At 42.4% G+C, this 25,375-nt stretch carries 26 protein-coding genes and 1 tRNA gene; 26 read left to right on the top strand and 1 reads right to left on the bottom strand.

The annotated features are described in order from the left end of the window. Positions 1–5: 5 nt before the first annotated feature. A complete protein-coding gene (locus tag B3B27_RS00885; RefSeq protein ID WP_286846560.1) occupies positions 6–1,091 on the bottom strand; it encodes an RNA-guided endonuclease InsQ/TnpB family protein in 1,086 nt (361 codons plus the stop codon). Positions 1,092–1,209: 118 nt separating this feature from the next. Here B3B27_RS00885 and B3B27_RS00880 point away from each other — a divergent pair, with 118 nt between their 5' ends. From B3B27_RS00880 to B3B27_RS00755, 26 genes are all read left to right on the top strand, one after another. After that, positions 1,210–1,626: a hypothetical protein gene (locus B3B27_RS00880; protein WP_286846558.1), complete on the top strand. Its 417-nt coding sequence runs from the start codon at positions 1,210–1,212 to the stop codon at positions 1,624–1,626. 119 nt (positions 1,627–1,745) lie between these two features. Next, complete coding sequence (locus tag B3B27_RS00875) at positions 1,746–2,855, top strand: RNA-guided endonuclease InsQ/TnpB family protein (protein ID WP_286846556.1); 1,110 nt, start codon at positions 1,746–1,748, stop codon at positions 2,853–2,855. Between the two features lie 238 nt (positions 2,856–3,093). Continuing rightward, positions 3,094–10,980, top strand: coding sequence for a discoidin domain-containing protein (locus B3B27_RS00870; protein ID WP_286846554.1), 7,887 nt, complete (start codon positions 3,094–3,096; stop codon positions 10,978–10,980). 247 nt (positions 10,981–11,227) lie between these two features. After that, positions 11,228–11,668 carry a hypothetical protein gene (locus B3B27_RS00865; RefSeq protein WP_286846552.1) on the top strand — a complete coding sequence of 147 codons (441 nt, stop codon included), beginning with the start codon at positions 11,228–11,230 and terminating at the stop codon, positions 11,666–11,668. Continuing rightward, positions 11,665–12,153, top strand: coding sequence for a transglycosylase SLT domain-containing protein (locus tag B3B27_RS00860; RefSeq protein WP_286846550.1), 489 nt, complete (start codon positions 11,665–11,667; stop codon positions 12,151–12,153). The genes B3B27_RS00865 and B3B27_RS00860 overlap by 4 nt, the downstream gene beginning before the upstream one ends. 82 nt (positions 12,154–12,235) lie before the next feature. Beyond that, positions 12,236–12,805 carry a hypothetical protein gene (locus B3B27_RS00855; RefSeq protein ID WP_286846548.1) on the top strand — a complete coding sequence of 190 codons (570 nt, stop codon included), beginning with the start codon at positions 12,236–12,238 and terminating at the stop codon, positions 12,803–12,805. Positions 12,806–12,826: 21 nt separating this feature from the next. Further along, on the top strand, positions 12,827–13,795 hold the full coding sequence (locus B3B27_RS00850; RefSeq protein ID WP_286846546.1) for a ribonuclease H-like domain-containing protein: 969 nt from the start codon (positions 12,827–12,829) through the stop codon (positions 13,793–13,795). Between the two features lie 277 nt (positions 13,796–14,072). Then, positions 14,073–14,960 carry a hypothetical protein gene (locus tag B3B27_RS00845; RefSeq protein ID WP_286846544.1) on the top strand — a complete coding sequence of 296 codons (888 nt, stop codon included), beginning with the start codon at positions 14,073–14,075 and terminating at the stop codon, positions 14,958–14,960. A gap of 18 nt (positions 14,961–14,978) precedes the next feature. After that, positions 14,979–15,422 (top strand): ribonuclease HI, encoded by a 444-nt coding sequence (locus B3B27_RS00840; RefSeq protein WP_286846542.1) that lies wholly within the window; start codon positions 14,979–14,981, stop codon positions 15,420–15,422. A 328-nt stretch (positions 15,423–15,750) separates the two neighbouring features. Then, positions 15,751–15,936: a hypothetical protein gene (locus tag B3B27_RS00835; RefSeq protein WP_286846539.1), complete on the top strand. Its 186-nt coding sequence runs from the start codon at positions 15,751–15,753 to the stop codon at positions 15,934–15,936. Positions 15,937–16,543: 607 nt separating this feature from the next. After that, positions 16,544–16,608: transfer RNA gene (locus tag B3B27_RS00830), tRNA-OTHER, on the top strand. Between the two features lie 15 nt (positions 16,609–16,623). After that, entirely contained in the window at positions 16,624–16,815 is a 192-nt protein-coding gene (locus tag B3B27_RS00825) for a helix-turn-helix domain-containing protein (RefSeq protein WP_286846537.1), read from the top strand. Between the two features lie 9 nt (positions 16,816–16,824). Then, complete coding sequence (locus B3B27_RS00820) at positions 16,825–17,808, top strand: hypothetical protein (protein ID WP_286846534.1); 984 nt, start codon at positions 16,825–16,827, stop codon at positions 17,806–17,808. After that, on the top strand, positions 17,805–18,173 hold the full coding sequence (locus B3B27_RS00815; protein ID WP_286846532.1) for a hypothetical protein: 369 nt from the start codon (positions 17,805–17,807) through the stop codon (positions 18,171–18,173). Before B3B27_RS00820 ends, B3B27_RS00815 begins: the two co-directional genes overlap by 4 nt. A gap of 1 nt (position 18,174) precedes the next feature. Further along, the gene (locus B3B27_RS00810) at positions 18,175–18,888 is read left to right on the top strand and encodes a hypothetical protein (RefSeq protein WP_286846530.1); all 714 of its coding nucleotides are present in this window, start codon (positions 18,175–18,177) and stop codon (positions 18,886–18,888) included. Further along, a complete protein-coding gene (locus tag B3B27_RS00805) occupies positions 18,860–19,765 on the top strand; it encodes a hypothetical protein (RefSeq protein ID WP_286846528.1) in 906 nt (301 codons plus the stop codon). Before B3B27_RS00810 ends, B3B27_RS00805 begins: the two co-directional genes overlap by 29 nt. Before the next feature lie 28 nt (positions 19,766–19,793). Then, the gene (locus B3B27_RS00800; protein WP_286846526.1) at positions 19,794–20,063 is read left to right on the top strand and encodes a hypothetical protein; all 270 of its coding nucleotides are present in this window, start codon (positions 19,794–19,796) and stop codon (positions 20,061–20,063) included. A gap of 11 nt (positions 20,064–20,074) precedes the next feature. Beyond that, a complete protein-coding gene (locus tag B3B27_RS00795) occupies positions 20,075–20,227 on the top strand; it encodes a hypothetical protein (protein WP_286846524.1) in 153 nt (50 codons plus the stop codon). Beyond that, positions 20,220–20,429 (top strand): hypothetical protein, encoded by a 210-nt coding sequence (locus tag B3B27_RS00790; RefSeq protein WP_286846523.1) that lies wholly within the window; start codon positions 20,220–20,222, stop codon positions 20,427–20,429. The genes B3B27_RS00795 and B3B27_RS00790 overlap by 8 nt, the downstream gene beginning before the upstream one ends. Next, complete coding sequence (locus B3B27_RS00785; RefSeq protein ID WP_286846522.1) at positions 20,426–20,860, top strand: DUF1367 family protein; 435 nt, start codon at positions 20,426–20,428, stop codon at positions 20,858–20,860. The genes B3B27_RS00790 and B3B27_RS00785 overlap by 4 nt, the downstream gene beginning before the upstream one ends. 1 nt (position 20,861) lies before the next feature. Then, entirely contained in the window at positions 20,862–21,323 is a 462-nt protein-coding gene (locus B3B27_RS00780) for a hypothetical protein (RefSeq protein WP_286846520.1), read from the top strand. Next, positions 21,324–23,399: an AAA family ATPase gene (locus B3B27_RS00775; protein ID WP_286846518.1), complete on the top strand. Its 2,076-nt coding sequence runs from the start codon at positions 21,324–21,326 to the stop codon at positions 23,397–23,399. 206 nt (positions 23,400–23,605) lie between these two features. Then, entirely contained in the window at positions 23,606–23,902 is a 297-nt protein-coding gene (locus B3B27_RS00770; RefSeq protein WP_286846516.1) for a hypothetical protein, read from the top strand. A gap of 320 nt (positions 23,903–24,222) precedes the next feature. After that, entirely contained in the window at positions 24,223–24,777 is a 555-nt protein-coding gene (locus B3B27_RS00765) for an HNH endonuclease signature motif containing protein (protein ID WP_286846514.1), read from the top strand. Then, positions 24,767–25,069, top strand: a complete 303-nt coding sequence (locus B3B27_RS00760; RefSeq protein WP_286846512.1) for a hypothetical protein — start codon at positions 24,767–24,769, stop codon at positions 25,067–25,069. The genes B3B27_RS00765 and B3B27_RS00760 overlap by 11 nt, the downstream gene beginning before the upstream one ends. A 73-nt stretch (positions 25,070–25,142) precedes the next feature. Further along, positions 25,143–25,358 (top strand): hypothetical protein, encoded by a 216-nt coding sequence (locus tag B3B27_RS00755; RefSeq protein ID WP_286846510.1) that lies wholly within the window; start codon positions 25,143–25,145, stop codon positions 25,356–25,358. The last annotated feature ends 17 nt before the right edge of the window (positions 25,359–25,375 follow it).

Genomic DNA, 25,375 nt, shown 5'->3' with positions numbered 1-25,375 from the left:
TAAACCTAAGCAGTATGCAAGAGGCAATACATACCCGATTTTTCAGGCTGATTTACGGCAGCCCCAAGCGTGGCGATATTTTTAGCCGCATTAAAATCGGCATCCATATCGTTTCCGCAGTTTGTACACGTGAAAGACTTGTTTTTTCGTGTGCCAATACTGTGGCAAACACTACAAGTCTGGGAAGTGTATGCAGGTTCAACAACAACAAACTTAACGCCGTTCAATCGTGCCTTGTAATCGATAAAGGAGCGAAGTTGCCCGAAAGACCAGCGACCAAGTTTTACCCTAAACTTTTTGTTTCTACGTTTAGAGGTGAACCTGATGTTAGTCAAGTCTTCAACGGAAATTCCTTTGCCTTGCATTTTTGCAGATTGAACAATGCTTTTAGAAATAGTATGATTGATGATTGTTGCGGTAGTCCGTTCCTTGCCTTTAAGCCGTTTCAGAAGTCTTTTGGAACTTCTCGTGCCTTTGCGTTGAATGGAACTACGAACCTTTTGCCGATGCTCACGGTAATTGTTAAGCGTTTCGGCAGTATGTTTTTTACCGTCAGATGTTACTATAATATCGGTAAGACCAAAATCAACTCCGATAAAATCCTCCACATCGTCAATATCTTCATCTGGAACATCGACAGTTTGAAAAAGATAGAATTTCCCTTTTTTATAAACCAAATCAGCCTCGCCCTTAATGTATGGCATGTAATTTTGATTGTGGCAAACAAACTTAATCTTTTGGCGACCACCAATGCACCACAAGGAAACGATGCTGTCGGACTTATAGGTCATTATCCTACTATCATAAGCAATACCACCAAGTGGTTTAAACATGCGTTTTGTTTTCTTGTCAAGCTTGTAGGCATCTGCCACTTTGCCGATGCAGCGCACAAGCATTTGAGAGGAGAGGTTGAACGTGGATTTAAATCCGTGATAACAGAGGTTGTGTATTTTGAATTGATTGAAAACTTTGTTCTGCCACGCAACATCAGAAATGGCATTGCAAACAGCATTAGCCTCTCTCATCGTTTGAATGAGAACGCCAGCCTGTTCAGATGTGGGCAAAAGTTTTATTTTCAACTTCAATTTCATACGGCTAAGATACTAATAATATTTTTATTATTCAAATATTTGAAAGAAAACTTATCAACAAAAAACTGTAAGGAGCAGGACATAACCACCACCTAAGGAAGTGGTTTCTTAAGATTTTATGAAAAGAGAGGATTTTAAAAAGGAGGCGATAAAACTTGGTCTTTGTCAGGAATGGCAGGACAACTGGGGTTACACGAGTATCATCGACAAGTATATTAGCGGGATAACGTGGTGCATGAAGCGTGAGTTTCCATCGCTAAAAAGCATGAAAAAGTACGATGATGAACTGCTGGAAAGAGGTGTTTACAATGAAAAAAAAGTAGACATTCTTTGCAACAGGGACATGTATGTATTTAATGCAAGCGATGTCAATTTCACTATTTCGGGATATTCAGTTTGCAGGATATATGTTGGACGGGGAAGCAACGTCACCGTAAACGTAAAAGAGAACGCTATCCTGTATATTGATAACTACGACAGCAATGTAATAGTGAACAGGGACGACGGCGCAAAATGTGTAGTGTGGAATAAATAACCATTTACGAAAGTTTAAAAAGAAAGCCTACTAACTTTAGTTGTAGGATGAATTTTTTGGCACGATAGTTGAAATAGATAATAAGAAGTTTATATAAAAATAAAATTTGTGTAAGATAAGTGATACGCTCAATTAAATATGAATTAAAACTGACAAAAGGTCAAACTAAAAAACTAAATCAGTCTTTTGGTAACTGTCGTTTTGTTTATAATTGGGCTTTAGATAGAAAAATTAAGGCTTATCAAGAAGAAGAAAAGAAATTATCTTGTTTTGACTTAATGAAAGAACTTACACAAGTTAAAAAGAAAGAGGAGTTTGAGTGGTTAAACCTGTCAGGTAGTCAGCAACTTCAACAATCTATTTCAAATCTTGACAATGCTTTCACTAATTTTTTCAAAGCTAAGAAAGGTTTTCCAAAGTTTAAGAAAAAACAAAATAGGCAATCATTTAGGATACCACAAAATGTAAAAGTAGATTATGAAAACTTCAAGTTCTTCATTCCAAAAGTAGGGTGGGTAAAGTTCTATAAAGATAAAGAGATAAAAGGAGCTATTAAATTTGCAACAGTATCTAAGACACCAACCAATAGATATTTTGTTTCCATAACTTTTGAAACACAAGAGCAAAAGAAATTTGGTAAAGGGTCTGTTGGTATAGATTTAGGAATTAAATATTTAGCAATAACAAGTGATGGAGAAGTATTTGAAAATCAAAAATACTTAAAATCTAACTTAAAAAAGCTAAGAGTTGAACAGCGTTCTTTACAAAGAAAGTTTAAAAAAGGTTTAAAAGAACAGTCAAACAATTATTACAAACAAGGGCTAAGAGTTGCTAAACTTCACGAGAAGATAACAAATCAAAGAAAAGACTTGCTACATAAAGTAACAACTTATCTTGCGACTACTTATGAAACTGTTTGTATTGAAGATTTGAATGTAAGTGGAATGGTTAAAAATCACAACCTTGCACTTGCTATTTCAGATTGTGGTTGGGGAGTGTTTAGACAGTTTCTTGAATACAAAGTTAAAGATTTAAGGGTTATTGGAAGATTTGAACCAAGCTCTCAAATATGTAACATTTGCGGAGATAGAAACAGAAATTTAACATTGAAAGACAGGGAGTGGGTTTGTAGTAATGGTCATAAATTAGACCGAGATATAAACGCTGCTTTAAATATTAAAGATTTCGGGTTGAGGGCATCAACCTTGAACGCTAACGTAAGTCATTAGACTAAGCGTTGTTCAGAACCCAACGTATTTTAATCGTTGGAGTATGTCAGGGCGAGGCGGAAAACAAAAATATATGAAAACAACAAATGAGCGTTACAAAAATAGTAAATATTTGCTACAATTAAAACGGTTTTGCATTCACTCGTGGTAATTGATTCACAATGTCGTGGAATACGAAGCCTAAACAATAGGTTTAGATATCAATAAATGTTAAATTTGCTTCAATTAGGCGCAGCGTATGATTGAGGTAAAAATAAACGGAGTAGTAAAGTGGCAGGTAAACGAGTACACATTTGTTGACCCGCAGATGGGGCTAAGGAGCATCAGTTTGACTGTTACCCACCCATCTGATAATGCCACCGTTCCAAGTTTTGTCGGGGCGTATGTGGAATACGAGGGGGAGAGGTACGACATAGTAAACTCGAAGCCAACCGCCGAAAAGGGAATAGACTCCATCAACTACAAGTATAATCTTATTTTCAACGGACAGGAAGCGGAACTACAAAAAAGAAAGATACGCAACCTTGCCACGGTGGGTGTTGACACATTCATTTCGCAGGGAACGTCATTTTCTCTCTATGCCGACATCAACCAGTTCAAGCAGCTTCTGGAAAACAACCTGAAATACTACTTCGGGAACAAGTGGACTATCAATCTCGGAAGCACGACATCGGAATCCGTAATGGTATCGGTAAATAATATGTTCATTTGGGACTTGCTGTTAAAGACATTCGAGTACTACGGACTAAGATGGAACATAACCGGGAACACCATAAATATTGGCTATACCCCTGACGTAATACAACACGTTTTTGATTACGGGTATAGCGGAGGCCTGGTAAAGATAACCCGCACGGCACAATCTGAACCCACAATAAATAGACTTATCGGTGTTGGCGGTTCAAGGAACGTTCCCATCAACTACTTCACGAATAGGTACTCCGATTTTCCAGTTGACCCGAATCCGATCAGCGGAGATGTCAACATCAAGAACATCATGCCGAAAGTGTTCAGGGATAGTGTTATCGCTGGCACTTTACCTTATATCGACTACGTGGAGGATGCAGCACTTGTCGCTGCCGATGGTGTCAAGGAGGATGCTTTAGAGCCCAACGAGGAAATATACCCGTCAATAGCGGGAGTAGAGGTTACGGGTCTTGGCAGGATAGACCAGATTATCGCTGCGTCCGTTCCGACGGCAAACACGCCAGACGATGCTGGCTACAGTCCTACTTTTGACATCTGGGTGAAAGACATAGGATTTGACCTTGCTGACAACCAGTACACCGCTACACAGGATGCGAAGATTTCCTTTACATCGGGCATGCTTGCCGGATACGAGTTTGTGATACTCGCTACAAACGGTGTTAGAAACGTTGTTGTTGACACATCAAAATCATACGGTGGTGTTTCAAGTAAGTACAAGATAACCTTGATCAATTCGAGCGAAGATTTCACCGCTACGGGTAGGATGCTTCCAAACTCGGTAATCAAAGCGATGGCAGGGGATAGTTTTGTCATCTACGACATTATCATGCCACAGACTTATGTTGAGCTGGCTGAACTAAGGGTGCAGAATTGGCTGAACGAACAGTTGCTTGTAAAGAAAGTAGAAAAGCCGACATACGCCATAGAGCCTACGGACACTTTCTTCGAGGAGAACATCGCCCCTGAATCCGACGGAAAGACCATCAGGGAGAAGCTGAAATCCGGAAACAAGCTGACGGTTAATAATACAAAAGTTACCGACGGAGCGCAAGAACTACACATCAATAATATAACAATACAATACGGCGGTTTGCTTCCGAAATATTCTTTTGTGGTTACGGACAAGGTTTCCGTTCAGGGAAGTGCTATTGCAAGACTGACTAACGAGATTCAAAAGACCGACAGCAGCGTACAGGACACAGGTAAAAAAATTGTCAAGTTGCAACAGTACAGCGACAGGCAGTGGAAAGAGATACAGGAAACGATAACACTTCTTGGTGCCGCAATAGACGGGTTCTCCACGGGAATAAATCCAATCACGGTACAGACGATGCAACTTCTTGTTGGAAACGAAAGTCTTCAGTTCAGGTTCGTAAGCAGCAAGACCACACCTGTAGCAGTATCTCACGCATTCAACTGGGACGATGTTTTAAAGAGCTTTACCACTACTTCGGGAATAATCCAACACATGACGCTTGGCATAACGGAGATTTCATCCAATCATCCTGTAAGCGCATACAAGTTCTGGGATATAGCTTCATATTCCAACAACACTCTTGTTGCCGAAAAACCGTATTATCTGTACGCCAAATGCTCACGGACGACAAGCGGGGCGGTGTTTCTTCTATCTGATGTTCCTATAGGGATGTATGACGATGCCAACTATTACTATTTTCTCACGGGAATACTGAACAGCGAGAATAGCGACGGGGGGAGGTCTTTTGTTTCATTGTACGGATTTACAGAGATTCTTCCCGGCAGGATAACAACGGACAAGATTGTCTCAAGCGACGGTCTTACATACTTCGACCTGCTCAATGGGGTTATAGGCGGAGAGATAAGATTTGCTTCAACTGGTGGCGGTGAGACAAGTCTGGCTGACTGGGCTGACGGCACGTCTCAAGACATTCAGGATGCACAGGGGGCGGCAAATGCTGCGGCTTTAGCGGCACAGCAGGCTATAGATGATGCTGCGGAAAACGTTGGTCTAATCAACACCGAAGTGGGTAAATTGCAGGCTCAAATAGACGGCGAGGTTTCTAACTGGTTCTACCCGTATTCTCCGACACTTGCCAATTACCCTGCTTCTGACTGGACTACAAATGCCATCAAGGATAGACACATAGGTGACACTTTTACCAACACACAACAAGCACCTGCTACAGATGCAGGGAAGAGTTGGCGTTTCGTCGTAAATGCGGGGGTGTACTCATGGACACAAATTGCAGACTCCGATGCCGTTTTGGCACTTCAAAAAGCCGCACAGGCACAGAGTACCGCAGACGGGAAAAGCACCACACATCTTATTCAGCCAACATCGTATAAACTTGGCGACATGTGGGTATTGGCAGCCGATCAAACCGTCAACGGAACAGCTTATAAAGCAGGTGAAATCCTAACAGCCACGCAGGACAGTACAACCTACAATCAGGCGCACTGGGTAAAAAAAGTGAGGTACACGGATGATTCGGCGGTGAATAATATACGTGGAGGGGTTAATCTTTTGCTTCAAAGTGATCGTTACGATAAAACAAGTATTACATCAAATGATAGTTCACAATATCCAATTTCAAAAACTAATATGGATGAAGGTAGTCGAAAGTTTGTCAGGATAAAGAGAACAAACACGACACTAAGTCCGACTATTATTAGTTTATATAATATAATACCATTAACTGCGCTTTCGCGGTCAGTTGTTGGAAAGGAAATAACTATATCGTTTGATGCAAGGGTTAATCTGGCAACTACATCAACGCTATTTGCAGTGGAATATACCCCTGCAAAAAGTCTTTCAGACCACGGAAAAACAATAAACCTAACTACTGAATGGACACGATATTACACCACATTCGTAGTCAGCTCCGACTTGACTGGAGGGTTCAGGTTTTCTCCTTTTACTATTCAGATAGCAGGTGATATAAATGACTTCTATTTAGATATAAGCAGGTTCGCCGTAAAGTTTGGCAATATAAAAGACGAATGGGATGTAGCTCCAGAGGATGTGGATGCAAAAATAGCCGACACGAAACTTTATGTTGAGTATTCGACAAACGGAACAAGTTGGCACACGACCTTTCAGACGAATGATATTTATATGCGACAAAAAACTGGCGTTAACGGTACATGGACGGGGGCAATAAAAATAGTAGGAAAAGACGGTACTTCGGTAAGCATAAAAGGAAAAGTGCCCACATCCGCAAGCCTGCCAAGCTCGGCAAGTCTGGGGGATGGTTATATTGCAGAGGACACGGGTCATTTATGGGTATGGACGGGTTCATGGACGGATGCTGGGCAAATTCAGGGCGATAACGGGGCTAATTCATACATCCACATTGCTTATGCGGATGATTCGCTGGGTGGTGGTTTTTCTCACAATCCATCAGGAAAATCATGGATTGGAATCTATGCCGACTTTACTGCAACCGATTCTGACACCCCAGGTGATTATACATGGATGTACGCAAAAGGTCAGCAGGGCGATCAGGGCGTTTCAATATCTTCAATTACACCCAAATACGCAGTAAGCACGGACGGGGTAAATCCACCCATATCGTGGAGTAACACGGTTCCGGCAAAGGCGTGGAACGAATACATGTGGCAGTATGAAATAATTGCCTATTCAGACAGCACTACTTTTGAAACAGCAAAGCGGGTCGTATCTGGAATTAATGGAGCAGACGGGTCAAACGGGGCTGATGGAGCGGATGGGGCTGACGGAATTTCGATAACAAATGTTACGTCAGAATATGCGGTGAGCGCAAGTTCAACAACTGCGCCGACAGTATTTTCAACAACCATCCCTACCAGACCTGCCGGGCAGTACCTATGGGCGAGGGAAAAGGTAACCTACTCATCTGGACTTCCATCATACACCGCAGCAAGGGTTGTTACAGGCGATAAGGGTGACACGGGGGCAAGCGCACCGCTTCTTTACTTGTCGGCCTCCGCACAGGTGATGAAATGCAATCCCGACAACACACCACAAGCTGGGCAAACAATATCGATTGGGGCTAAACTGCAAAACGTATCAGGAACAGCCACTTTTGTCGCAACTCCGTACAACGATGCTGGAACGGCACAGACCGTAATAACGCTCGGAGGAACAGGAAACACAAGAACGTTAACAAACGCTCAATGGCTCGCTGCCTACAAGAGAATAGAAATAGTTGCAACACTCGGTTCGCTGACGGACAAGGTAACCATTTACAGGGTTGCTGACGGTGCTACGGGAAAGGGAATATCTGGAACGGAAATAAAATATCAGGTTGGAGCTTCCGGCACAACCGCACCGACTGGAACGTGGTTGACATCCGTTCCCACTGTTCCGGAGGGGCAGTTTCTCTGGACGAGGACGATTACATCATATACGGACAGTACCACAACGACAAGTTATTCCGTTTCAAAACAGGGCGTTTCTGGTGCTGCCGGGAAAGGGATAAGTTCAACTGTTATAACCTATCAGGCAAGTTCATCGGGCACTGTTGTTCCAACTGGAACGTGGTCGGGAACTATTCCATCCGTTTCCGAAAATCAATACCTGTGGACGAGAACTGTAATAACCTATACGGATAGCTCAACATCTACTTCCTATTCTGTAGGAAAGATGGGCGCAAAGGGAGACGCAGGGCAGAACGCAATTGTAGGGCTTCTTACGAACGAAAGCGTTACGCTTCAAGCGAACAGCGCAGGTGCCGTTTCGTCCTTTACTCCCGCAAACGGAGAGTTCTGGGTGTACAACGGTGTAACGAAAGTAACTTCTGGAATAACATTCTCAAAAGTGAGTGAAACGGGGTGTACCGCAGCGATAACATCCGCAGGGGCGTATTCGGTTTCAGCCATGAGCGCAGACAACGCAACGGTAGTGCTTCGTGCCGTTTATAGTGGAGTTACAATCGACAAGGTTCTTACGATAAGTAAAAGCAGGGCGGGTGCCGATGGTGTTTCGATAACTGGTGTTGATGTTGAATTTGCAAAGAACACAAGCCCGACTACAGCACCAACGACAGGATGGGCTACAACCGCACCGGCATTGGCAGAGGGTGAACAGCTTTGGACTCGTACAAAAACAACCTATTCGGCAGGCAATCCTACCTATTCCACTCCCGCAAACATCACACCTAAAAAAGGTGATACTGGAGCGGTAGGACAAGGCGTTGAGAGCGTGACGGAGGAATATGCAATTTCCACTTCAAAGACTGTGCAACCTACAACTGGATGGAGCACAACGCAACCTGCATGGATTCAAGGGCAATATATCTGGTCGAGGGTTAAAGTTGTTTACAAGAATCCCGCACAAACTATCTACACAGGGTATGCGGTTTCGAGTGAATGGGAGGCGGTGAATAATTTGGAGATTGGGGGGAGGAATTATTGGGCTGTCGCAAAAAATGCTGAACACATTTATTTAAAGTACGAGGGCGATTATGTCTTCTCGAATAACACGTCCGCCAGTGCGTTAGCGATATTCAGAATGGATGAGCTAAATGTGCCATTAAACAAGCAGTACACAATAACATTCGAGATAAAAGTAACAAATGAGAACATCCAATTTCAAAATGATGTTTATTACGTAAACAGTGCGCTCTCCGTACAGCACAACAGACCGCAATTAATAGTCGACGAATGGGTTAAAGTTGAAGCTAGCTTTTATTATGCGATTGAAAATACATCTTATACCCATATTTATATAATTGGTGCGACAGGCATAAATCAGTATGAAATAAGGAATTTCAACCTAAAGCAAGGCAACAAAGCCACCGATTGGACACCCGCACCCGAAGACGTTCAAGCCGCCATCGACACCGAAAAGACCCGCATCAACGATATCCTTTCGGACAACGTTGCAGACCCGTCAGAGAAACAGTACCTGAGTAATCTGTGGCAAGAAATCTACGCCGAATATCCACGCATCTGGGCGCAGGCAAACGATTATTCGGTCGATAAGAGCAATTACGAAGCGAAATACACGGCACTTAACAATCTGCTTTCGCCGGTACTCGCAAATTTAACGACGAATTCGACCGTTTCGGGCGCATCAATCAGAACAGCCTTTTCACAGTATTACGACGAAAAAACGTTTCTGCTTAACAACATCACGAACAAGGTAAATCAAAATGCGGGTGATGCAAAACTAACCGCCGAACAAGCACAACTCGCAGCAGACGGTTACATGCGTGCAAGGTATGTGAGGGATTGGGTTAATGGTAGTTCTGTAAACAGTGACAATCATTGGAGCGAGATAAAAATAACAAATAAAGCAGGAACAAATTTGGCGTTATCTAAAGTACCGACTTCAAATGGAACGTTCAACACTGGAAATCCAGCACAAAACTCTACGGACAATAATTTATCGACATATTCGTCAATAACTGGCACTGGGGTTTCAGTATATGCACAGATCGACCTCGGACAAATATACTACGATATCGACTATATACAAATATGGCACTATTACGCTGACGGTCGTACCTACTACGGCACAAAAACAGAGGTAAGCACAGACGGCGTTAACTGGACACCCGTTTTCGATTCTGCAAAAAGTGGGACGTACAAGGAAACCGCTTTGGGGAATATAATCTCTTTCCGTCCTAACGAGGTTCTGGCAAAAGTGTTGAAGGGGGCTGCGGTTACCGATACTTTCAAAACAACCATTAACGGAGGGTTGATCAGTACGGTGATAACGGAGTACAGGGAACTGAACAGCGAACAGGTTACCGGGCTTATATCTGGGATACAGGGAGCTAACAAGAACCTACCGTTCCTTGTCGCTGGCGGAACATATGCGGAGGGTATAGCTGGTACGGCAAAATCAATTGACAGACACGACGGTTCAGGACACAGAGCTGGGGGTAAACTTTCTTGGGATGCTGTCGGAAACCTGACCGTAGAAGGTACGGTAAATGCAACCGACGGGGAATTTACTGGAATGGTGAAGGGAAACGCCGGATATTTCGAGGGGCTTGTAAGAATTCCATTTGTTGAAACATACAACCAGGCAGCATGGTGGGGAGATGAGAGTGGTTTTCATCCTATTATAACAAACCCGGCAACAGCAAGCACAAATGTAATAGCAAGGAATCAGCCTGGTACTGGTAGGACAACGGTAAAGCTACCAACGGTGATTAACGGGTACAGAATTGCTGTTTTCAACGGGGAAACAGCTGATGACGGAAGTATAAATTTTTGGGGCAAAATAGAAATTTCAGCAGGCACTGAGCAGATATTGAATGCAAATTACGGTTTCACAACAGACATTGTCGATCAGTATAACGATCAACCTGGGACTATAAGTGTATTGACAGGAAGATCAAATCCAATATCGGCAAATTCAATGATTATAGACTTCGGGGAATACGTCGAACTAGTCGGGGTTGGTACTATAGGATGGATTGTAACTAATAGATTAAAAGCAAGGTAAATTATAAATCGCAGTAAATGGGGACATCTGGATTAACATCGCTAATCTCTTTTTCAAATTCATCAATTATGTCGGATTCGCTTTTGCCGCAACAAAGAAAAAATGCGGGTGCAATCAATAATAGAAATAGAATTTTTTTCATGATTCAAAATTTTAATAATCGCAAATATACAAAATAAAATGGTAAATACCAAATATTTGACTAAAAAAATGAAGAAAAGTTTAAAACAGTTATAAAGGAAAAGGTATGAATTGGGAGATAATTATATCGGCAATAGTCGGAATGCTTACTGGAGGTGGTGTTTCGTGGTTATTCAAGCTAAAGGAGGATAAAGCTGGCTCTAAAGCGGATGTAGTGGATAGCTCAACCGAGGCGATGAACAAAATGATGGAATTGATCGGTTCGCAGCAGGACAGGTTCAACAAGATCATAGAGGGAAAAGACAAGCTGATAGAGCAGCAGCAAGGACTTATTGACGGATATAAATCCGCACTCGAAGAGGCCAATCAGAAATTGAAAAATCTTGAATTTAATGTTGGAGAGAATAACCGAAAAATATCAGGTATGCAGAAAACAATTGAAAATGAAATTAAGGAACGCAGGATGGCTGAAAACAACGTCTGTTTCGTCACTGATTGCAAATTAAGACGGCCACCGCTCGGAACATATAAAAAAGAAACGGCATGAATTTCGAGGAATACATAAAAGAGAACAGGGAAGAATTTACCGAAAAGGTAAACAACATTTCCCATGAATTGGGCATTGAGGCAAACTGGTTGATGTTTGTTATGTGGTTTGAAAGCAGACTAAATCCACAGGCGGTAAATCAGATAAGCGGTGCCGTCGGGTTAATACAGATCATGCCATCCACGGCACGCTCATTAGGAACAACCACGGACGTCCTAAAGCGAATGAACAACGTACAGCAGTTATATTATGTTCTGGCTTATTTAAGACCGTACAAGGGAAAGATGAAGTCGTGGGTGGATGTTTATTTGGCTGTCTTCTATCCTAAGGCGATGGGCAAGCCGCATTTTGTGATAACCCCTGACATCGTTGCAAAACAGAACAAGATATTTGATCTCAATAAAGATTTAGACATAACGGTAGATGAAATAAAAACGGCACTAAGGAATAATATGCCGGAAAAATATAAAAAGTTCTATCGTTAAGTCGTAATGTTGATAACTCAAGACGATATGGCTTTTATACATGGCTGATTTTCACTATATTCACATTATGTTTCAAAAGTATATGAAAAAAGAAATAATACTCGTTTTAATAGGATTTGCGCTTGGATTTTTCTTTGCGAGGATTACTGTCAAGGAAAACGACAGGGAGCGTCTCGTGGCGGGGAAAACGGTCAAGGGGACAGTCTATGCCGACTTCAAGTTAGGGAAAGAGCTAAGGGAGTTCGAGACAAGCATAACTGAGTTGCCGTCAATATTCTGGAAAGTAGATACCGTAAATAATTACATCACGCACTCGGTAGATACAGGAAAGATAATAGCCGACTTCATATTAAAAAGGGAGTACTCTTTCAACGTATTCAACAACGAGCAGGGGAAACTGGATATTAAGCAGGTGGTTCAGTACAACAGAATACAATCATTTGACTACACGTTTACACCGATACACATAGAAAAAACCACTTACAGGAAGCCATTGATCATGCCGTACTTTTCGGCTACATATAACACGCTCAACTACGTGGGGGTTGGCGGCGGATTCTTCATTAAAGACCTGGGATTGGAGTACAATTACCTGTATAACAATATAAGCGGAAACAGGGCACATCAATTCGGAGTTAAATATAAATTTTAAGTTGAACAAACACAGTTGGGGATGAATAAAAAAGAGACACTTAACGACGAGGAGATGATATTCATTGCTTCGATACGTGGACACAAGGTAGAGAGCTATAACAAGAGAAAGGATTCTTACAAGTACAGGGTTCGCATCAGCGACAAGGAAAGGGAGATGCTGAATAATCACCGTTCGATGCAAGACCATATAACGGAACTGAAAATCGACAAGAGCAAATTTCCGAAGATTCTGATATTCGACATAGAGACATCGCCGCTTAGCGCCTACGTGTGGGGCAGGTTCAAGCAGTTCGTCTCGTTAGACCAGACCATATCGGAGTGGTTCATGCTGTCATGGAGCGCAAAGTGGCTGAACAATCCGAACATGATGAGCGACGTGCTTACACCGGAAGAGGCGCTAAGGGAGGACGATTCACGCATTACAAAGTCAATGTGGCACCTGTTTAATGAGGCTGATATAATTATAGCGCATAACGGACAGAGGTTTGACACTCCAAGACTTAACAGCAGATTCCTGATAAACGGACTCATGCCGCCTACGCCATATCGACAGATAGATACCCTAAAGGTTGCAAAGGAGAACTTCGGGTTCTCTTCAAACAAGCTCGATGCACTTGCCGGGTATCTGGGAATAGAACACAAGAGCGATACAAATTTTTTGCTGTGGAAACGATGCCTTGCCGGGGAACAGGAAGCCCTCGACTACATGCTTGCGTACAACATCAAGGACGTTGAAATTCTCGAACAGGTGTACCTCAAGTTGAGGCCGTGGATAAAGAACCACCCGAATATATCGATGTACCTTGAAAACGAGGACGAGACATGCCCGCATTGTGGTTCATCCAATCTCGCCGACACGGGTACATTTTCATACACCAATGTATCGAAATTTTCCAATGTCCGGTGCATGGATTGTGGCGGGCTGGCACGGAGAAGAACGTCGGATTATCCGAAAGAGAAAAGAAAGGCGCTCGTGATGAGCGTGTGAACCCTCTACCTTTGGTTTGGGGTATGTAAAGGTTTCCTCCGCTGTACCCGTAAACAGCGCAGAGCGGTCGGACTTGCCTCGGTCTGACCGTCTTTATTTAATTGTTTTTCCAATTGTCGATAACTTTTTCATATAAAATTTGCATATTATAAATATTGTTTGTATATTTGTGTTGCATATTGAGGAAGCAATTGCACTCAACATACGATTTACGCCACGTGTCGATACACGTAACTGCCCCTGACGATGCTTCCTCATCCGACGGGGCTTTTTCAATATGAGAAGGCTGCATTTTTCCATAGAACATATCAAGGACATTCACCACGACAAGTCGAGGGTTGATGCCTACGCCTTCGCATTGCAAATTAAAGCAATGTACGTATCATCAGTCCTAAAAGGAAAGAACCTGTCTTATAAGAGCCTTAAATCAAAATTCGGGCTTGGTGACGCCAAATTGAAACGATGTCTATCAGATGCAGAGAAATTCGGCTACATCAGAAGAGAAAACGGTCTTATCATAGCTTGCAGACTTTACAACGAGTATGACATCATATATACTCTTGAATTGAGCAAGCCAATTTCACACAAAGAGATAATAAAGAAGTTTCGTCATTCGATACTTTTAAACCAAATCAAAATAGTTCAGCACGCCGGCGATACAGAAATCATTCACGAAGAAGTAAGGCATGGCAAATGGAAGACAGCAAGAGCAAGACGAGGGCTTGCAGTATGCTCCGGTGTGACGAACTACGTTGGGTTTAGTTTCGGGTACGATGAGATAGCAGAAATGATGGGTGTGTCAATCAGCACCGCCAAGAGGGATGTCAATGAACTGCACAAGTCTGGGGTGATTTACCGAAGACTCAGGTTCAAGACTTACATGAGCCGCAAAGAAACATCAAAGCTCTCAAGGTGGGAATATTCGGCATTGAAGGAGGCCGAGATGTGTAAGGGTAATTTCTTGTACATGTACAATGGCAAGATTTGGGTACGCCAAACAAACAGCTACGGATTGGCAAAACCTGAAAACATAAGAATCTTCTTTGAACATAGCCGTAAATATAATAATATCTCTTCTTCTCTCTCTTCGGGGGAAGTCGGTGGCGGCTGTAATAGTACCGTGAATATTATATATAATGGTGTCAAAGCAGAACACCCCATGTAAATCAATAACTTGCAAAATATGGTAAAAATCTACACTAAGGGACTTGCAGAGGCAAGCAGAAGAATCGGAGCATGTGCTTTTATCATGACAAATGATGATGAAGAAATCTCATCGGGTTCTGAGTGGTTCACCGACACCACTTGCAACAGGATGTCGCTACAAGCTATAATATCTGGATTGTCTTCCATTATCGGAACAAGTTCAAATGTTGTCGTCGTTAGTGACAATAACTACACAAACACAATCCTCGTGGATGACCCGACTGGGTACGAGAACCAAGACCTCCTGGTGGAAGCGATGGCACTCGCAAAAGAAAGAAACATCACGATTGTCAGACCATCAGGGAATACCGACACGCAGTATATGATCGCATGCAAAGAACTCGCAAGGGAAAAGCTGTCTCTCATATCTGAAACCTACGCCAATTTTGAAAGGTATCTCAAGGCAAAAGGCTCAATTTAGGACTGACATAAACATTTCAAAGACCACATTTTTCAGACGGATTCCATACGGTGTCCGTTTTTTTGTCGATTACAAATTTTGTTTGTATAGCCACCACTGATTATCAACAATTTGCAAATAGCTACTGTTAAAAGTTAGTTAAGATTAGTTAAAACAACAAATATAATTTGCGTATTCAAACTTTTATTTGTACATTTGCGGAGTGATGATGAAACAATGATTTGCAACTACAAAAACAAAAAGATACAAATATATGATCTCTGAAAACAATACAAATAAAAATTCCATAACCAATTTGATTTTAAGTAGGTTTAACCATAGGAGAAAAATGAGAAAGATAGATAATCTGGTTCACTACGACGGTCAGTGGATGACGGGTGCCGACAGGCTGGCAAGGAGGGTTTATAAATCCGGGAACAGGAGAAATGTTGTGGCGAGGAAAGAGAACGGAAGACTGACCGGATTTTATGTGATAAACGACGAGGGAGAGACCTCGCTGATAGAGATAAGATAGATCTTTGTTGCATATTTAATTTGCGGAAAAGGTCGTAGTGATACGGTCTGCACACCCGAAGCTGATTTGTTTCGGTTTCGGGAACAAAAAAAGTTCTTTGACTTAATGGTGAGCTACGGAAAAGGTAGCGATAACACGGCGAAAGGAAGCCGGAAGATAGCACAATCCATTGTAGAAAGCAATGTAATCCTTTGGGTGGCCGGTTAACAAGACCCTGATATGTGCGGAGAAAGAAGAAATTAGGATGGGTGGCGGAAATAGACGCTAACGGTACGGAGAACTGTTAATAAGTTTTTAGTAAACAGGCAGGTCTCCTTGATATCGTAGGCAGTAGCAGTAATGGAAATGCGAAGTTATGCCGTGCAGGTATCGAATCCTGCCCCATCCTTTCACAATACAGTGCAATGCTTAGGCAATCCTTTTGGTGGAGGTTACAAAACCATATTGCGCTAACAGGCAGTTCCCACAGTATTAACCAATGTTTGATGTAATGATTAATAAATACTGCCTGCCCGATTGCCGAGTGATTGGTTTTCGGGAACTTGTTTTTCATTGTTTGTAAAATTTTTAGTTGGCGGCAGGGTGTCGTGAGATAGTCTGTCGTGTTGCTTCTTTAGTATAACGGTAGTGCATCTGTTTCAGGTGGTGGCGGTTCGATTCCGTCAAGAAGCTCAAATTCTTTAAGATATGGGAACACAGAATCAGTTAATCAGACAGCATTTGGAGAGCGGAAAGAGTATTACTCCGCTTGAAGCATTGAACAGGTACGATTGTCTTCGTCTTGGTGCGAGGATATACGAATTAAAGCGTGACGGACTCCCGATTAAGACGGAGAGAAAGACTAACGGCAAAAAATGGTTTGCAGAATATTCACTTTAAAAAAAAGCAATGAGAATAAAAATTGACGATAAGATTTACCGATTGAAAGAAATTGAATCGGGAGTTGACAGTTTGATGGAACTGGTGGAAGAGCCTAAGTACAAAAACGGCGACTTTGTATATGAAGATGGCAGAATAATGATAGTTAAGAGCTATCCAAACATTTATCATGCTAACTCATGGCCTATATATTCAGATATGCTGAGTTATAATGGAGCATATGCAGCGAATTTTTCAGAACCTACTTTTAGATATGCAACCGCAGAAGAAAAACAAGAGTTAATTGAATTGTTAAGGAAAGATGGTAAACGTTGGAACGCCGAAAAAAAGTGTATTGAAGACACTCCCATTTATAATGATGGAGACTTCGTTGTTAGCAAGTTCGGTTCAATTTTAATTTTCAAAGAGGCTGATGGTGGTCGCACATTTGATCACGCATATTTACCAGTTTATGGAGAGCTCGTCATTGATAAAGTTGCAGGTTACTATGGAGTCAAACGCCATGCAACCACAGAAGAAAAACAACGAATGATTGATGCACTCGCCGAACAAGGAAAGCGGTGGAATGACGACAAAAAGTGCGTAGAAGACATTCCGAAGCGTAAATTCAAGGTATGTGATGTTGTTAGGATAAAAGACGGCATCTCGAGCAAGACTCACGGAAACATTAAGCCAATTTTCACGCCTGGAATGGACGCATATATTGGGAGAAGGCTTACTGTTAAAGAATATATAGGTAATGGGCGTGTGATTTTTTCAGAAGATATATATGGTCCTATATTTGACGAGGACTGGCTCGAACCGTGGAGCGATGAGCCGAAAAAAGGCGATTTGGCGATATTCTGGGATAATGACACTTCTTATGCTATAATAAGAGTTTATGATAGAAAAGATTACAATAGGTATTATGATATTTTGGGTAATACATGGAAAAATGCAATCAAATTTGAATCCAAAGAGCAATTTAAAAAAGTAATGAAGGGAAAACTATGACAACAACACAGATTATAGCGGATGCTGCTATCCAGATAGCCGAAAATAACGATGACTACGGCAGATTCTACACCGACTACTGCGGATACACATTCTTCTTTTCCTACGATTTTGAAGATGACTTGGAAATAGACGAGATTATCTACGAATACAGTACTGGCAGGACGGCTGTTATTGAAAAAGACCCAGACTGGTTTGACAGGGAGATGTTTATCGATATTGTCGGAAAGGTTGTAAAAAAGCGGATGGAAGAAATAGCCGAAGAAAGAAATCGGCTTGAAGAGGCGGAGATTGAGGCGAGAGCCATTGAAAAGACCAACGATTACCTGCGGTCTTGCGGAGACACAACAAGTAAATACCTATAACATGAATGAGATACGATTATTAAGAGCCGACGAAATCGAATGTCGGGCACAATCAGTAAAGACAAACGGGTGTGTTCTCCTGCTTTACAAGGATGCAAGAACAGATATGAACCTGCTTGATGAAATATTCGGAAACGGAAACTGGCAGAGGACGCACGAAGTAATCAACGACAACCTGTTCTGCAATATTGAAATCTGGGACAACGACAAGAGGTGTTGGGTAAGAAAACAGGATGTTGGAGTAGAGAGCAACACGGAGAAAGAGAAAGGGCAGGCATCGGACGCATTTAAACGGGCTGGGTTCAACGTTGGTATTGGCAGGGAACTTTATACTGCTCCTTTCATCTGGATTAACCTTGCGGCGGAAGAAGTTGATAATTCAAGGGGAAAGCCGGCATTGTCATTCAAGGTCAAGTTCAAGGTATCTCACATCGCCTATAACGACAGGAGAGAGATCAGCGAGTTGGAAATAAAAGACCAGAACGGTAATGTTCGATTTTCGATGGGAACAAAGACGAAAGCGGAACAGCCTAAGACAAAGGCAAAAGCGCCAAAGAATATTGAAAGCGACATGAAACAGGCTATGGAGGCCATATCAAAATGCAAGAGCTCAAAAGACCTGATGGTTGTGTGGGATACCTTTAAGAACCTACAGGGGGTTGCTGAATTTAAAAACGAGATGACAAATGCAAAGAAACGACTTGGCACTAAATAACTGCGGCGTAATCCTTACCGAAAACCACGAGTATTGGCTTGGTGATAAGAGGCTAACCGGAATTACTGGTATTATTTCCAGACAACTTTTTCCAGACAAGTACAGGGCTGTTCCCGAAAAGATTCTAAAAGCTGCTGCTGCGAGAGGAACAAAGGTGCATGAAGACTTACAGGTATATGACATGTTCGGAGAAATCAACAGCGAGGAGGCGAGACTTTACGCACAGCTTAAAGCGGATAGCGGATTTGAAGTTTTAGACAGTGAATACATTGTCACGGACTATGCCGATTTTGCCACCCCGATAGATAAGCTGTTGAGGTTTAAGGATACGCCTATTGGAGCGGTTGACCTGGGTGATGTTAAGAACACGGCGGCACTCGACAAGGAGTCGCTGTCATGGCAACTGTCAATTTGCAAGTATCTTTTCAACATTGTCAATCCCGATATTCCGGTGAACAAGTTTTACGCCATTTGGACTCGCAACGGAGTATCGCTACATCCAATTGATGAAATTCCGCAGGAAGAAGTGATAGAGCTCCTAAACTGCGAGAGAGATGGTCGGCAGTATGTAAAAAAGAACCTGCTGACTGTTAACGACCAGAAAGCGATTGAGATTGTAAAAAAGATGTCGGACGTACTGGTGGAGATTGCCGAACTCGAAGTAAAGAGGGACACTTTCAACCAGCAACTTATCGAGATGTTTGAGAGGCACGGTGTCAGCCGATGGGATAACGATTACTTCACCATTTCAAAAGTCGATGCCTACACAAAGGAGACCTTTGACGGGAAGAGGTTCAAAGAGGAACACCCGGAACTGCACAAGGAATATGTAAAACAGACGGAGGTAAAGCCGTCAATCAGGATAAAGTTGAAATAACAGTTTAAAACCAAAAATAATTAAGAAGATGATTACAGTAAGCGTATGTTTATCGGATATTCCGAAAAGTGAAATTGTGGAAGCCAAGAACGGCAAGAAGTATGTGAACCTTGTACTTGACGAACGCAGAGAGACAGGACAGTACGGAGAAACACATATGTTATATATGTCGCAGACCAAAGAGGAGCGGCAGAACAAGGCAAAAAAAGTGTTTGTCGGCAGCGGCAAGGAATACAAGTTTGAGAAAAGACAGGAAGATATTCCCGATTCTGACGGAGGAGACGGACTACCATTTTAAAAAAAAGAGCCATGAAAGAAAACAACGATAGCTACTGGGTAAAAGTATTCAGGAGGGAAGCCATGCAGTACAGAAATATCGGTATAAGCAACTTCTCGAACTGTGCTTTTGTAAGAACCGATAAGAACACGGTTAAGCTGATACGGAAACATGCAGTTGGATAGGATTCTTTCCACAATCGACACGATAGAGAGAGGGCGCAGAGAAGCTAAAATAGAGCCGATTTGCGCCCCTTTCATCGAGATATGGAACAAGTGTTCCGATATGGGAGAAGAACCTCTTAGGGAGGCTTTAAACAAGCTGTATATTGACGGAAAGATCAAGGTCTGGAAAGGAATAAACGATTTAATAGTACAGAAGCTATGAAGCTAAACCTGCTTAACACGGCAAGAGGTCTCGTGCCGATGTACGATGCCGACCATGACGAAAAGAAGAAGTTGAAAATAGGAGAGGTATATCAGGCGGAGATAAAGCAGCCGAGGAATATCCGGTTTCACAATCTGTACTTCGCATTGATTAACTGCACCTGGGAGTATCTTAACGAGAAGCAGGTGGAGTTCTTTCACGGGAATAAGGAGGTATTCAGGAAGTCTCTCGAAGTAGCCGCCGGGCATTGCGACAAGGTGTTTTCATTCCGATTAAAGGAATGGGTGGATGTGCCGAAGTCCGTTTCCTTTTCGAGCATGGATGAGCACGAGTTCAGAGACCTGTATGACAGGGTAAAAGATGTGATATTCTCCACTATTCTTCGGGGAATTTCGGAAAGTGAATTTGAAAAGAATCTGATAAACTTCTGATATGGCAAAGAAAAGCGACAAGACCGAATTTCGGGAGTACCTGCATACGGTGTTGAAAACAATCCCCGACAATGCGCCGGACATATACTATGAATCGCAGGTGGATGCCATTTACAACATGGCAAAGAGTGTGTTCATGGCAAGGGAAGAGCCGGTAGCTGACAAGGAAGATGTTGATGCCGTTTATTCATCATACCCGACGAGATGTGTCGTTACTGGCAGAAACCTGGGTAAGAGTTCTTCCGACAGGGGGAAGATAGCACGGCTGCTGAAAGACAAGACAAGAGATCAGCTTGTGCGTACGATACAGAGGTATGTTGATGACTGCAAACGAGACAAGGTGTACATGAAGAACTTCGGTACGTTTTTGAACAACCTGCCGGAGTATGATTTAACTGAAAAACCCAAGACCGTTGAAATTGCCGGTTACAGGGATTTAAGAAAGATAACGGAGGCGCAGTAAATGGATGAAACGCAAGTGCGGATGGCGGTCGATGTCATCAAGAACAACGGACTGGTAGAGGTAAGAATAATAGGCGACAAGGTTTACAGCGGGTACTTCAAGAGCGCAGACAGTCTTATAGAGGCGTTGAAACCTTTCAGCCGTGATAACATATACTTCGTGTTCAACGACATTGCAGAGGGATGCTACGACCGCAAGCAGCAGGAGTGTTTTCAGTTGTCAAAGAATACAACATCAGACGCCGACATCACCAACAGGAGATGGCTTCTTATTGATATTGACCCGACAAGACCAACCGGGGTTGGCGCTACCGACGAAGAAAAGGCGGAAGCGAGAGATGCGGGACTAAAGGTGTATAAGTTCCTTAGGGACATCGGTTTTTCGTCTCCGGTATCTGCCGACAGTGGAAACGGCTTTCACTTGTTGTACCCGATATTTCTTAAAAACAGCGACGAAAATACAAAGCTGATACGTGAGGTTCTTCAGGTGTTGGATATGTTCTTTTCTACTCCAAAGGCGCAGATAGACACGACAGTTTTTAACGCTTCGAGGATTACGAAGCTCTACGGCACATTTGCGAGAAAGGGAAAGGACAGCAAGGACAGGCCGCACAGGGAGAGCAGGATAACAAAAGCGCCGGACGAGATAAAGCCGACAGACATATCCCTGTTGAAAAAGGTTGCGGCGATGCTTCCGGTTCCAGACGAGAGGAACAGATGGAACAGCTACGGTGCGGACAGGTTCGATATAGACAACTTTATTTCAAGTCACGGCATAAAGGTAAGAGAGCGGACTAAGTATGCAGGTGGCGAGAAGTACGTGTTGGAGCATTGTCTGTTTGACCATACCCACACCGGAAAGGATGCGGCAATATTCAGACTCGATAGCGGGGCGATAGGATACAAGTGTTTTCACAACTCCTGTTCTCAATATCGGTGGCAGGATGTAAGGAAGATGTTCGAGCCGAGGGCATACGAGTACTCTCCGCACAGGCATTCCGCATACGGAACGAAACCCGAAGTAAAGAAAGCGCAGAAAGAGGACAAGGGGGAGAAGTTCTTAGAGATGTCGGAGATACAGGACATAGACAGGAGCAACCTTGTTTACGTCCGTTCGCATTTTGACGAACTGGACAGGAAGATTATTGGGTTCATGAAAGGAGAGCTTTCAATATGGACTGGGAGCTCCTCATCTGGGAAATCCACCGTCTTGGGGCAGCTTTCACTTACTGCGGTAAACGACGGATTCAACGTGCTGATGTATTCGGGAGAACTCACTCCGAGCAGGGTTAAGAACTGGTTGCGCTTGCAGGCAGCAGGGAGACAGTTCACGATGGCTACCGAAAATGAGAACAGGTTCTACGTTCCAAAGAGACACGGGGTTCTTATTGACAAGTGGCTTGACGGGCACTTCTTTCTTTACAACAACGATTACGGAAGCGAGTACACCCAGCTTCTTGCCGATTTGAGGGAGCGGTTGGGAAAGAAAGATATTGACGTGGTGGTACTGGATAATATAATGACGCTCGAGCTTGACGAGCTTGGGAACGAGATGAACGCTCAACAGACGAGCGCCGTGAAGTCATTGTCCGCTTTGGCAAAGGAGTTTGACGTGCATATACATGTTGTTGCACACCCGAAGAAATCCAAGGCGCTATTAAGACCGGACGACATTAGCGGTACGGGGAATATCAGAAACCTTGCCGACAACGTCTTTATTGTCCACAGGGTTAACAACGACTACATACGACAATCGAATGAATATTTCGGCGAAGCTGTTGCATCCCATTATCACAAGTTCCACAACGTGATCGAGGTGGCGAAGAACAGGGATTTGGGTGTTCAGGACTACATGGTCGGGTTGTACTTCGAGATAGAGAGCAAGCGGATGTTGAATGAGCCGTTTGAAAATTTCGTGTATAACTGGCAGGAACTGGATTCGGGTCTTTCGGTAGCAACACCGAAGTTCAACACCAGCGAGGAGCAGTTCAAGAATGATTTATCATTCGCTCCTACGGGAAATACATCCTTTATGAACGATTTACCATTCACACCAATAGAAAAACTACCATTTTAGTCATTCCTCCCACGGTTGAAACACGTGGGCTTCCTGACTATTTTTTAGTGATACAATTTTAGACACCCATTTTGGGAGTTTATCAATTGGCATAGCTTGCCACGACTTAAAGTTTGATTTAACAGCTATTGAATTGGATAAGGATTATTACGAGCAGGCGAAACAGAGATTAATAAATCACCAAAGACAACTAACATTATTTTGACATGACAGCAGAGCAATTTTCAAACATACTCGGTGTCGATTTGCTTGACAAGTCGAGAGAAGTGAGATTCACCTACGCCAGATTTGCGGTGTACTATTATCTAAGAAGAAGAGGCTGGTGCCTGATGCGGATAGCGGACATGTTCGGATATAAGAGCCACAGTTCGATTATCAACGGGTTGAAGCAGATGGAGACGAAACTATCCATCAACGACTACCTTGCACACGGATACTGGCAAAAGTTGCTTGTCGCTGATTCGGCAAGGATTGTAGAACTTAAACTTGGAATGGCGGTATGAGGATATTCACGGAGCGACTTGAGTATTGGCGGTTCATCCAAAGCGTCGAATACGACATCAGGATAACGAAAGACAAGGAGATTTGGAGCAAGAACGAATTGATAGCAAAGTTTAAACCGAAGAAGAAATGAAAGAAGAAAAATTAAGACAGGAGGGATTATGACAAGGGAATACACAATAACAGTAACAGCACCGTGTGAGTGCACCGATGCTGAAATGGAAGAATGGGTGGAGTTTTGTTTGGGATATACTGCCCAGATTTCAACGGAAAACCCATTATGGGAATTTGATTTGGAGGTTGACGATATAAGCTAAAGATTATGACAGTAGAAGAAATAATATTTAAAGAAATTAATGAATATAAGGGGTACTTCGCAACAAATGATGGCAGAATATATAGCGCAAAGACGGATAAATTTCTAAAAATGTCGAAAGATAAACAGGGGTATTTAAGAGTTGGACTTAGTGTTGGATATTATAAATCAAAAACAATAAAAGTTCAAAGACTTATAGCCGAGGCATTTATTCCATCTGATGATAAATCTCTTGATGTAAATCATATTGACGGAAATAAGGAAAACAATTCTGTCGCTAATCTGGAGTGGTGTACAAGAAGTGAAAATTGCAAACACGCATTTAGTATTGGATTAAGCAAAATAGGGGATAGACATAGAAAAATTTTAAGGGACGCTGGCAGGATGAGAACCGGGGAAAATAATCGCATGGCGAGAAAGGTTATCAACAATGATACGGGGAAAATATATCCTACAGTAACAAGCGCTGCTAAAGATATGGGACTAAAATATTCAACGCTTGCGGCGATGTTATGTGGGCAGAATCCAAACAAAACAAGTATTATATATTATGAAAAATGAAGCAGAAGAAAAAGCAATAGCCTTCGTTCGAGAATTACAAGAGGAATTGATAAGTTCTAATCACAGTGGTTTTTATATCATAAATGAACTTTTAGGGGTTGCTCACAAATCATTTATGGTCGGTTATAATGAAGCCATTCGTTGGAGAGACCCGAAAGAGGAGTTGCCGGATGATGCTGGTTTATATTTATGCAAGTGCAAGTCAAATCGTCTTGGGTTTTATTTTGAGATCGTTTTTTTCAATAAAGTATGGCGATCTGATAATATTATCGGCTGGAGACCGATAGAATAATTAATTAACGGGGCGAGGCTTTGTTTAGTACCGAATTAAAAAAATAAACTTTCAACTTAAAAAAAAATATCTTATGAATGAAAATTTTGAACAAAAGAAAAACGAGGCATTGAACAAAACCGATGTTAGCGGTTCGTTGCCTTACAATGAAAAGGTATTAATGCACTTATGGTATAGCAGAAACCCATCTCACGAAATAAACACAAATACTGAAGAAGATATGTTTTGGAAAACAGTATTTATGGTAATGAAAGATTACATTAGAGAGGTTTGGGGCAATAACCGCTAACGTGGCGTTTACGAATA

The sequence above is a fragment of the Proteiniphilum sp. UBA5463 genome (assembly GCF_002427225.1).
GTDB classification, from domain to species: domain Bacteria; phylum Bacteroidota; class Bacteroidia; order Bacteroidales; family Dysgonomonadaceae; genus Proteiniphilum; species Proteiniphilum propionicum.
The sequence above is the reverse complement of the archived record's forward strand: the minus strand, read 5'-3'. Positions and strand labels throughout refer to the sequence as shown.

Coding starts and splice junctions, on each gene's coding strand:
- B3B27_RS00885 (WP_286846560.1), bottom strand. CDS start 1,091: ATGAAATTGAAGTTGAAAATAAAACTTTTGCCCACATCTGAACAGGCT.
- B3B27_RS00880 (WP_286846558.1), top strand. CDS start 1,210: ATGAAAAGAGAGGATTTTAAAAAGGAGGCGATAAAACTTGGTCTTTGT.
- B3B27_RS00870 (WP_286846554.1), top strand. CDS start 3,094: ATGATTGAGGTAAAAATAAACGGAGTAGTAAAGTGGCAGGTAAACGAG.
- B3B27_RS00865 (WP_286846552.1), top strand. CDS start 11,228: ATGAATTGGGAGATAATTATATCGGCAATAGTCGGAATGCTTACTGGA.
- B3B27_RS00860 (WP_286846550.1), top strand. CDS start 11,665: ATGAATTTCGAGGAATACATAAAAGAGAACAGGGAAGAATTTACCGAA.
- B3B27_RS00855 (WP_286846548.1), top strand. CDS start 12,236: ATGAAAAAAGAAATAATACTCGTTTTAATAGGATTTGCGCTTGGATTT.
- B3B27_RS00850 (WP_286846546.1), top strand. CDS start 12,827: ATGAATAAAAAAGAGACACTTAACGACGAGGAGATGATATTCATTGCT.
- B3B27_RS00845 (WP_286846544.1), top strand. CDS start 14,073: ATGAGAAGGCTGCATTTTTCCATAGAACATATCAAGGACATTCACCAC.
- B3B27_RS00840 (WP_286846542.1), top strand. CDS start 14,979: ATGGTAAAAATCTACACTAAGGGACTTGCAGAGGCAAGCAGAAGAATC.
- B3B27_RS00835 (WP_286846539.1), top strand. CDS start 15,751: ATGAGAAAGATAGATAATCTGGTTCACTACGACGGTCAGTGGATGACG.
- B3B27_RS00825 (WP_286846537.1), top strand. CDS start 16,624: ATGGGAACACAGAATCAGTTAATCAGACAGCATTTGGAGAGCGGAAAG.
- B3B27_RS00820 (WP_286846534.1), top strand. CDS start 16,825: ATGAGAATAAAAATTGACGATAAGATTTACCGATTGAAAGAAATTGAA.
- B3B27_RS00815 (WP_286846532.1), top strand. CDS start 17,805: ATGACAACAACACAGATTATAGCGGATGCTGCTATCCAGATAGCCGAA.
- B3B27_RS00810 (WP_286846530.1), top strand. CDS start 18,175: ATGAATGAGATACGATTATTAAGAGCCGACGAAATCGAATGTCGGGCA.
- B3B27_RS00805 (WP_286846528.1), top strand. CDS start 18,860: ATGCAAAGAAACGACTTGGCACTAAATAACTGCGGCGTAATCCTTACC.
- B3B27_RS00800 (WP_286846526.1), top strand. CDS start 19,794: ATGATTACAGTAAGCGTATGTTTATCGGATATTCCGAAAAGTGAAATT.
- B3B27_RS00795 (WP_286846524.1), top strand. CDS start 20,075: ATGAAAGAAAACAACGATAGCTACTGGGTAAAAGTATTCAGGAGGGAA.
- B3B27_RS00785 (WP_286846522.1), top strand. CDS start 20,426: ATGAAGCTAAACCTGCTTAACACGGCAAGAGGTCTCGTGCCGATGTAC.
- B3B27_RS00780 (WP_286846520.1), top strand. CDS start 20,862: ATGGCAAAGAAAAGCGACAAGACCGAATTTCGGGAGTACCTGCATACG.
- B3B27_RS00775 (WP_286846518.1), top strand. CDS start 21,324: ATGGATGAAACGCAAGTGCGGATGGCGGTCGATGTCATCAAGAACAAC.
- B3B27_RS00770 (WP_286846516.1), top strand. CDS start 23,606: ATGACAGCAGAGCAATTTTCAAACATACTCGGTGTCGATTTGCTTGAC.
- B3B27_RS00765 (WP_286846514.1), top strand. CDS start 24,223: ATGACAGTAGAAGAAATAATATTTAAAGAAATTAATGAATATAAGGGG.
- B3B27_RS00760 (WP_286846512.1), top strand. CDS start 24,767: ATGAAAAATGAAGCAGAAGAAAAAGCAATAGCCTTCGTTCGAGAATTA.
- B3B27_RS00755 (WP_286846510.1), top strand. CDS start 25,143: ATGAATGAAAATTTTGAACAAAAGAAAAACGAGGCATTGAACAAAACC.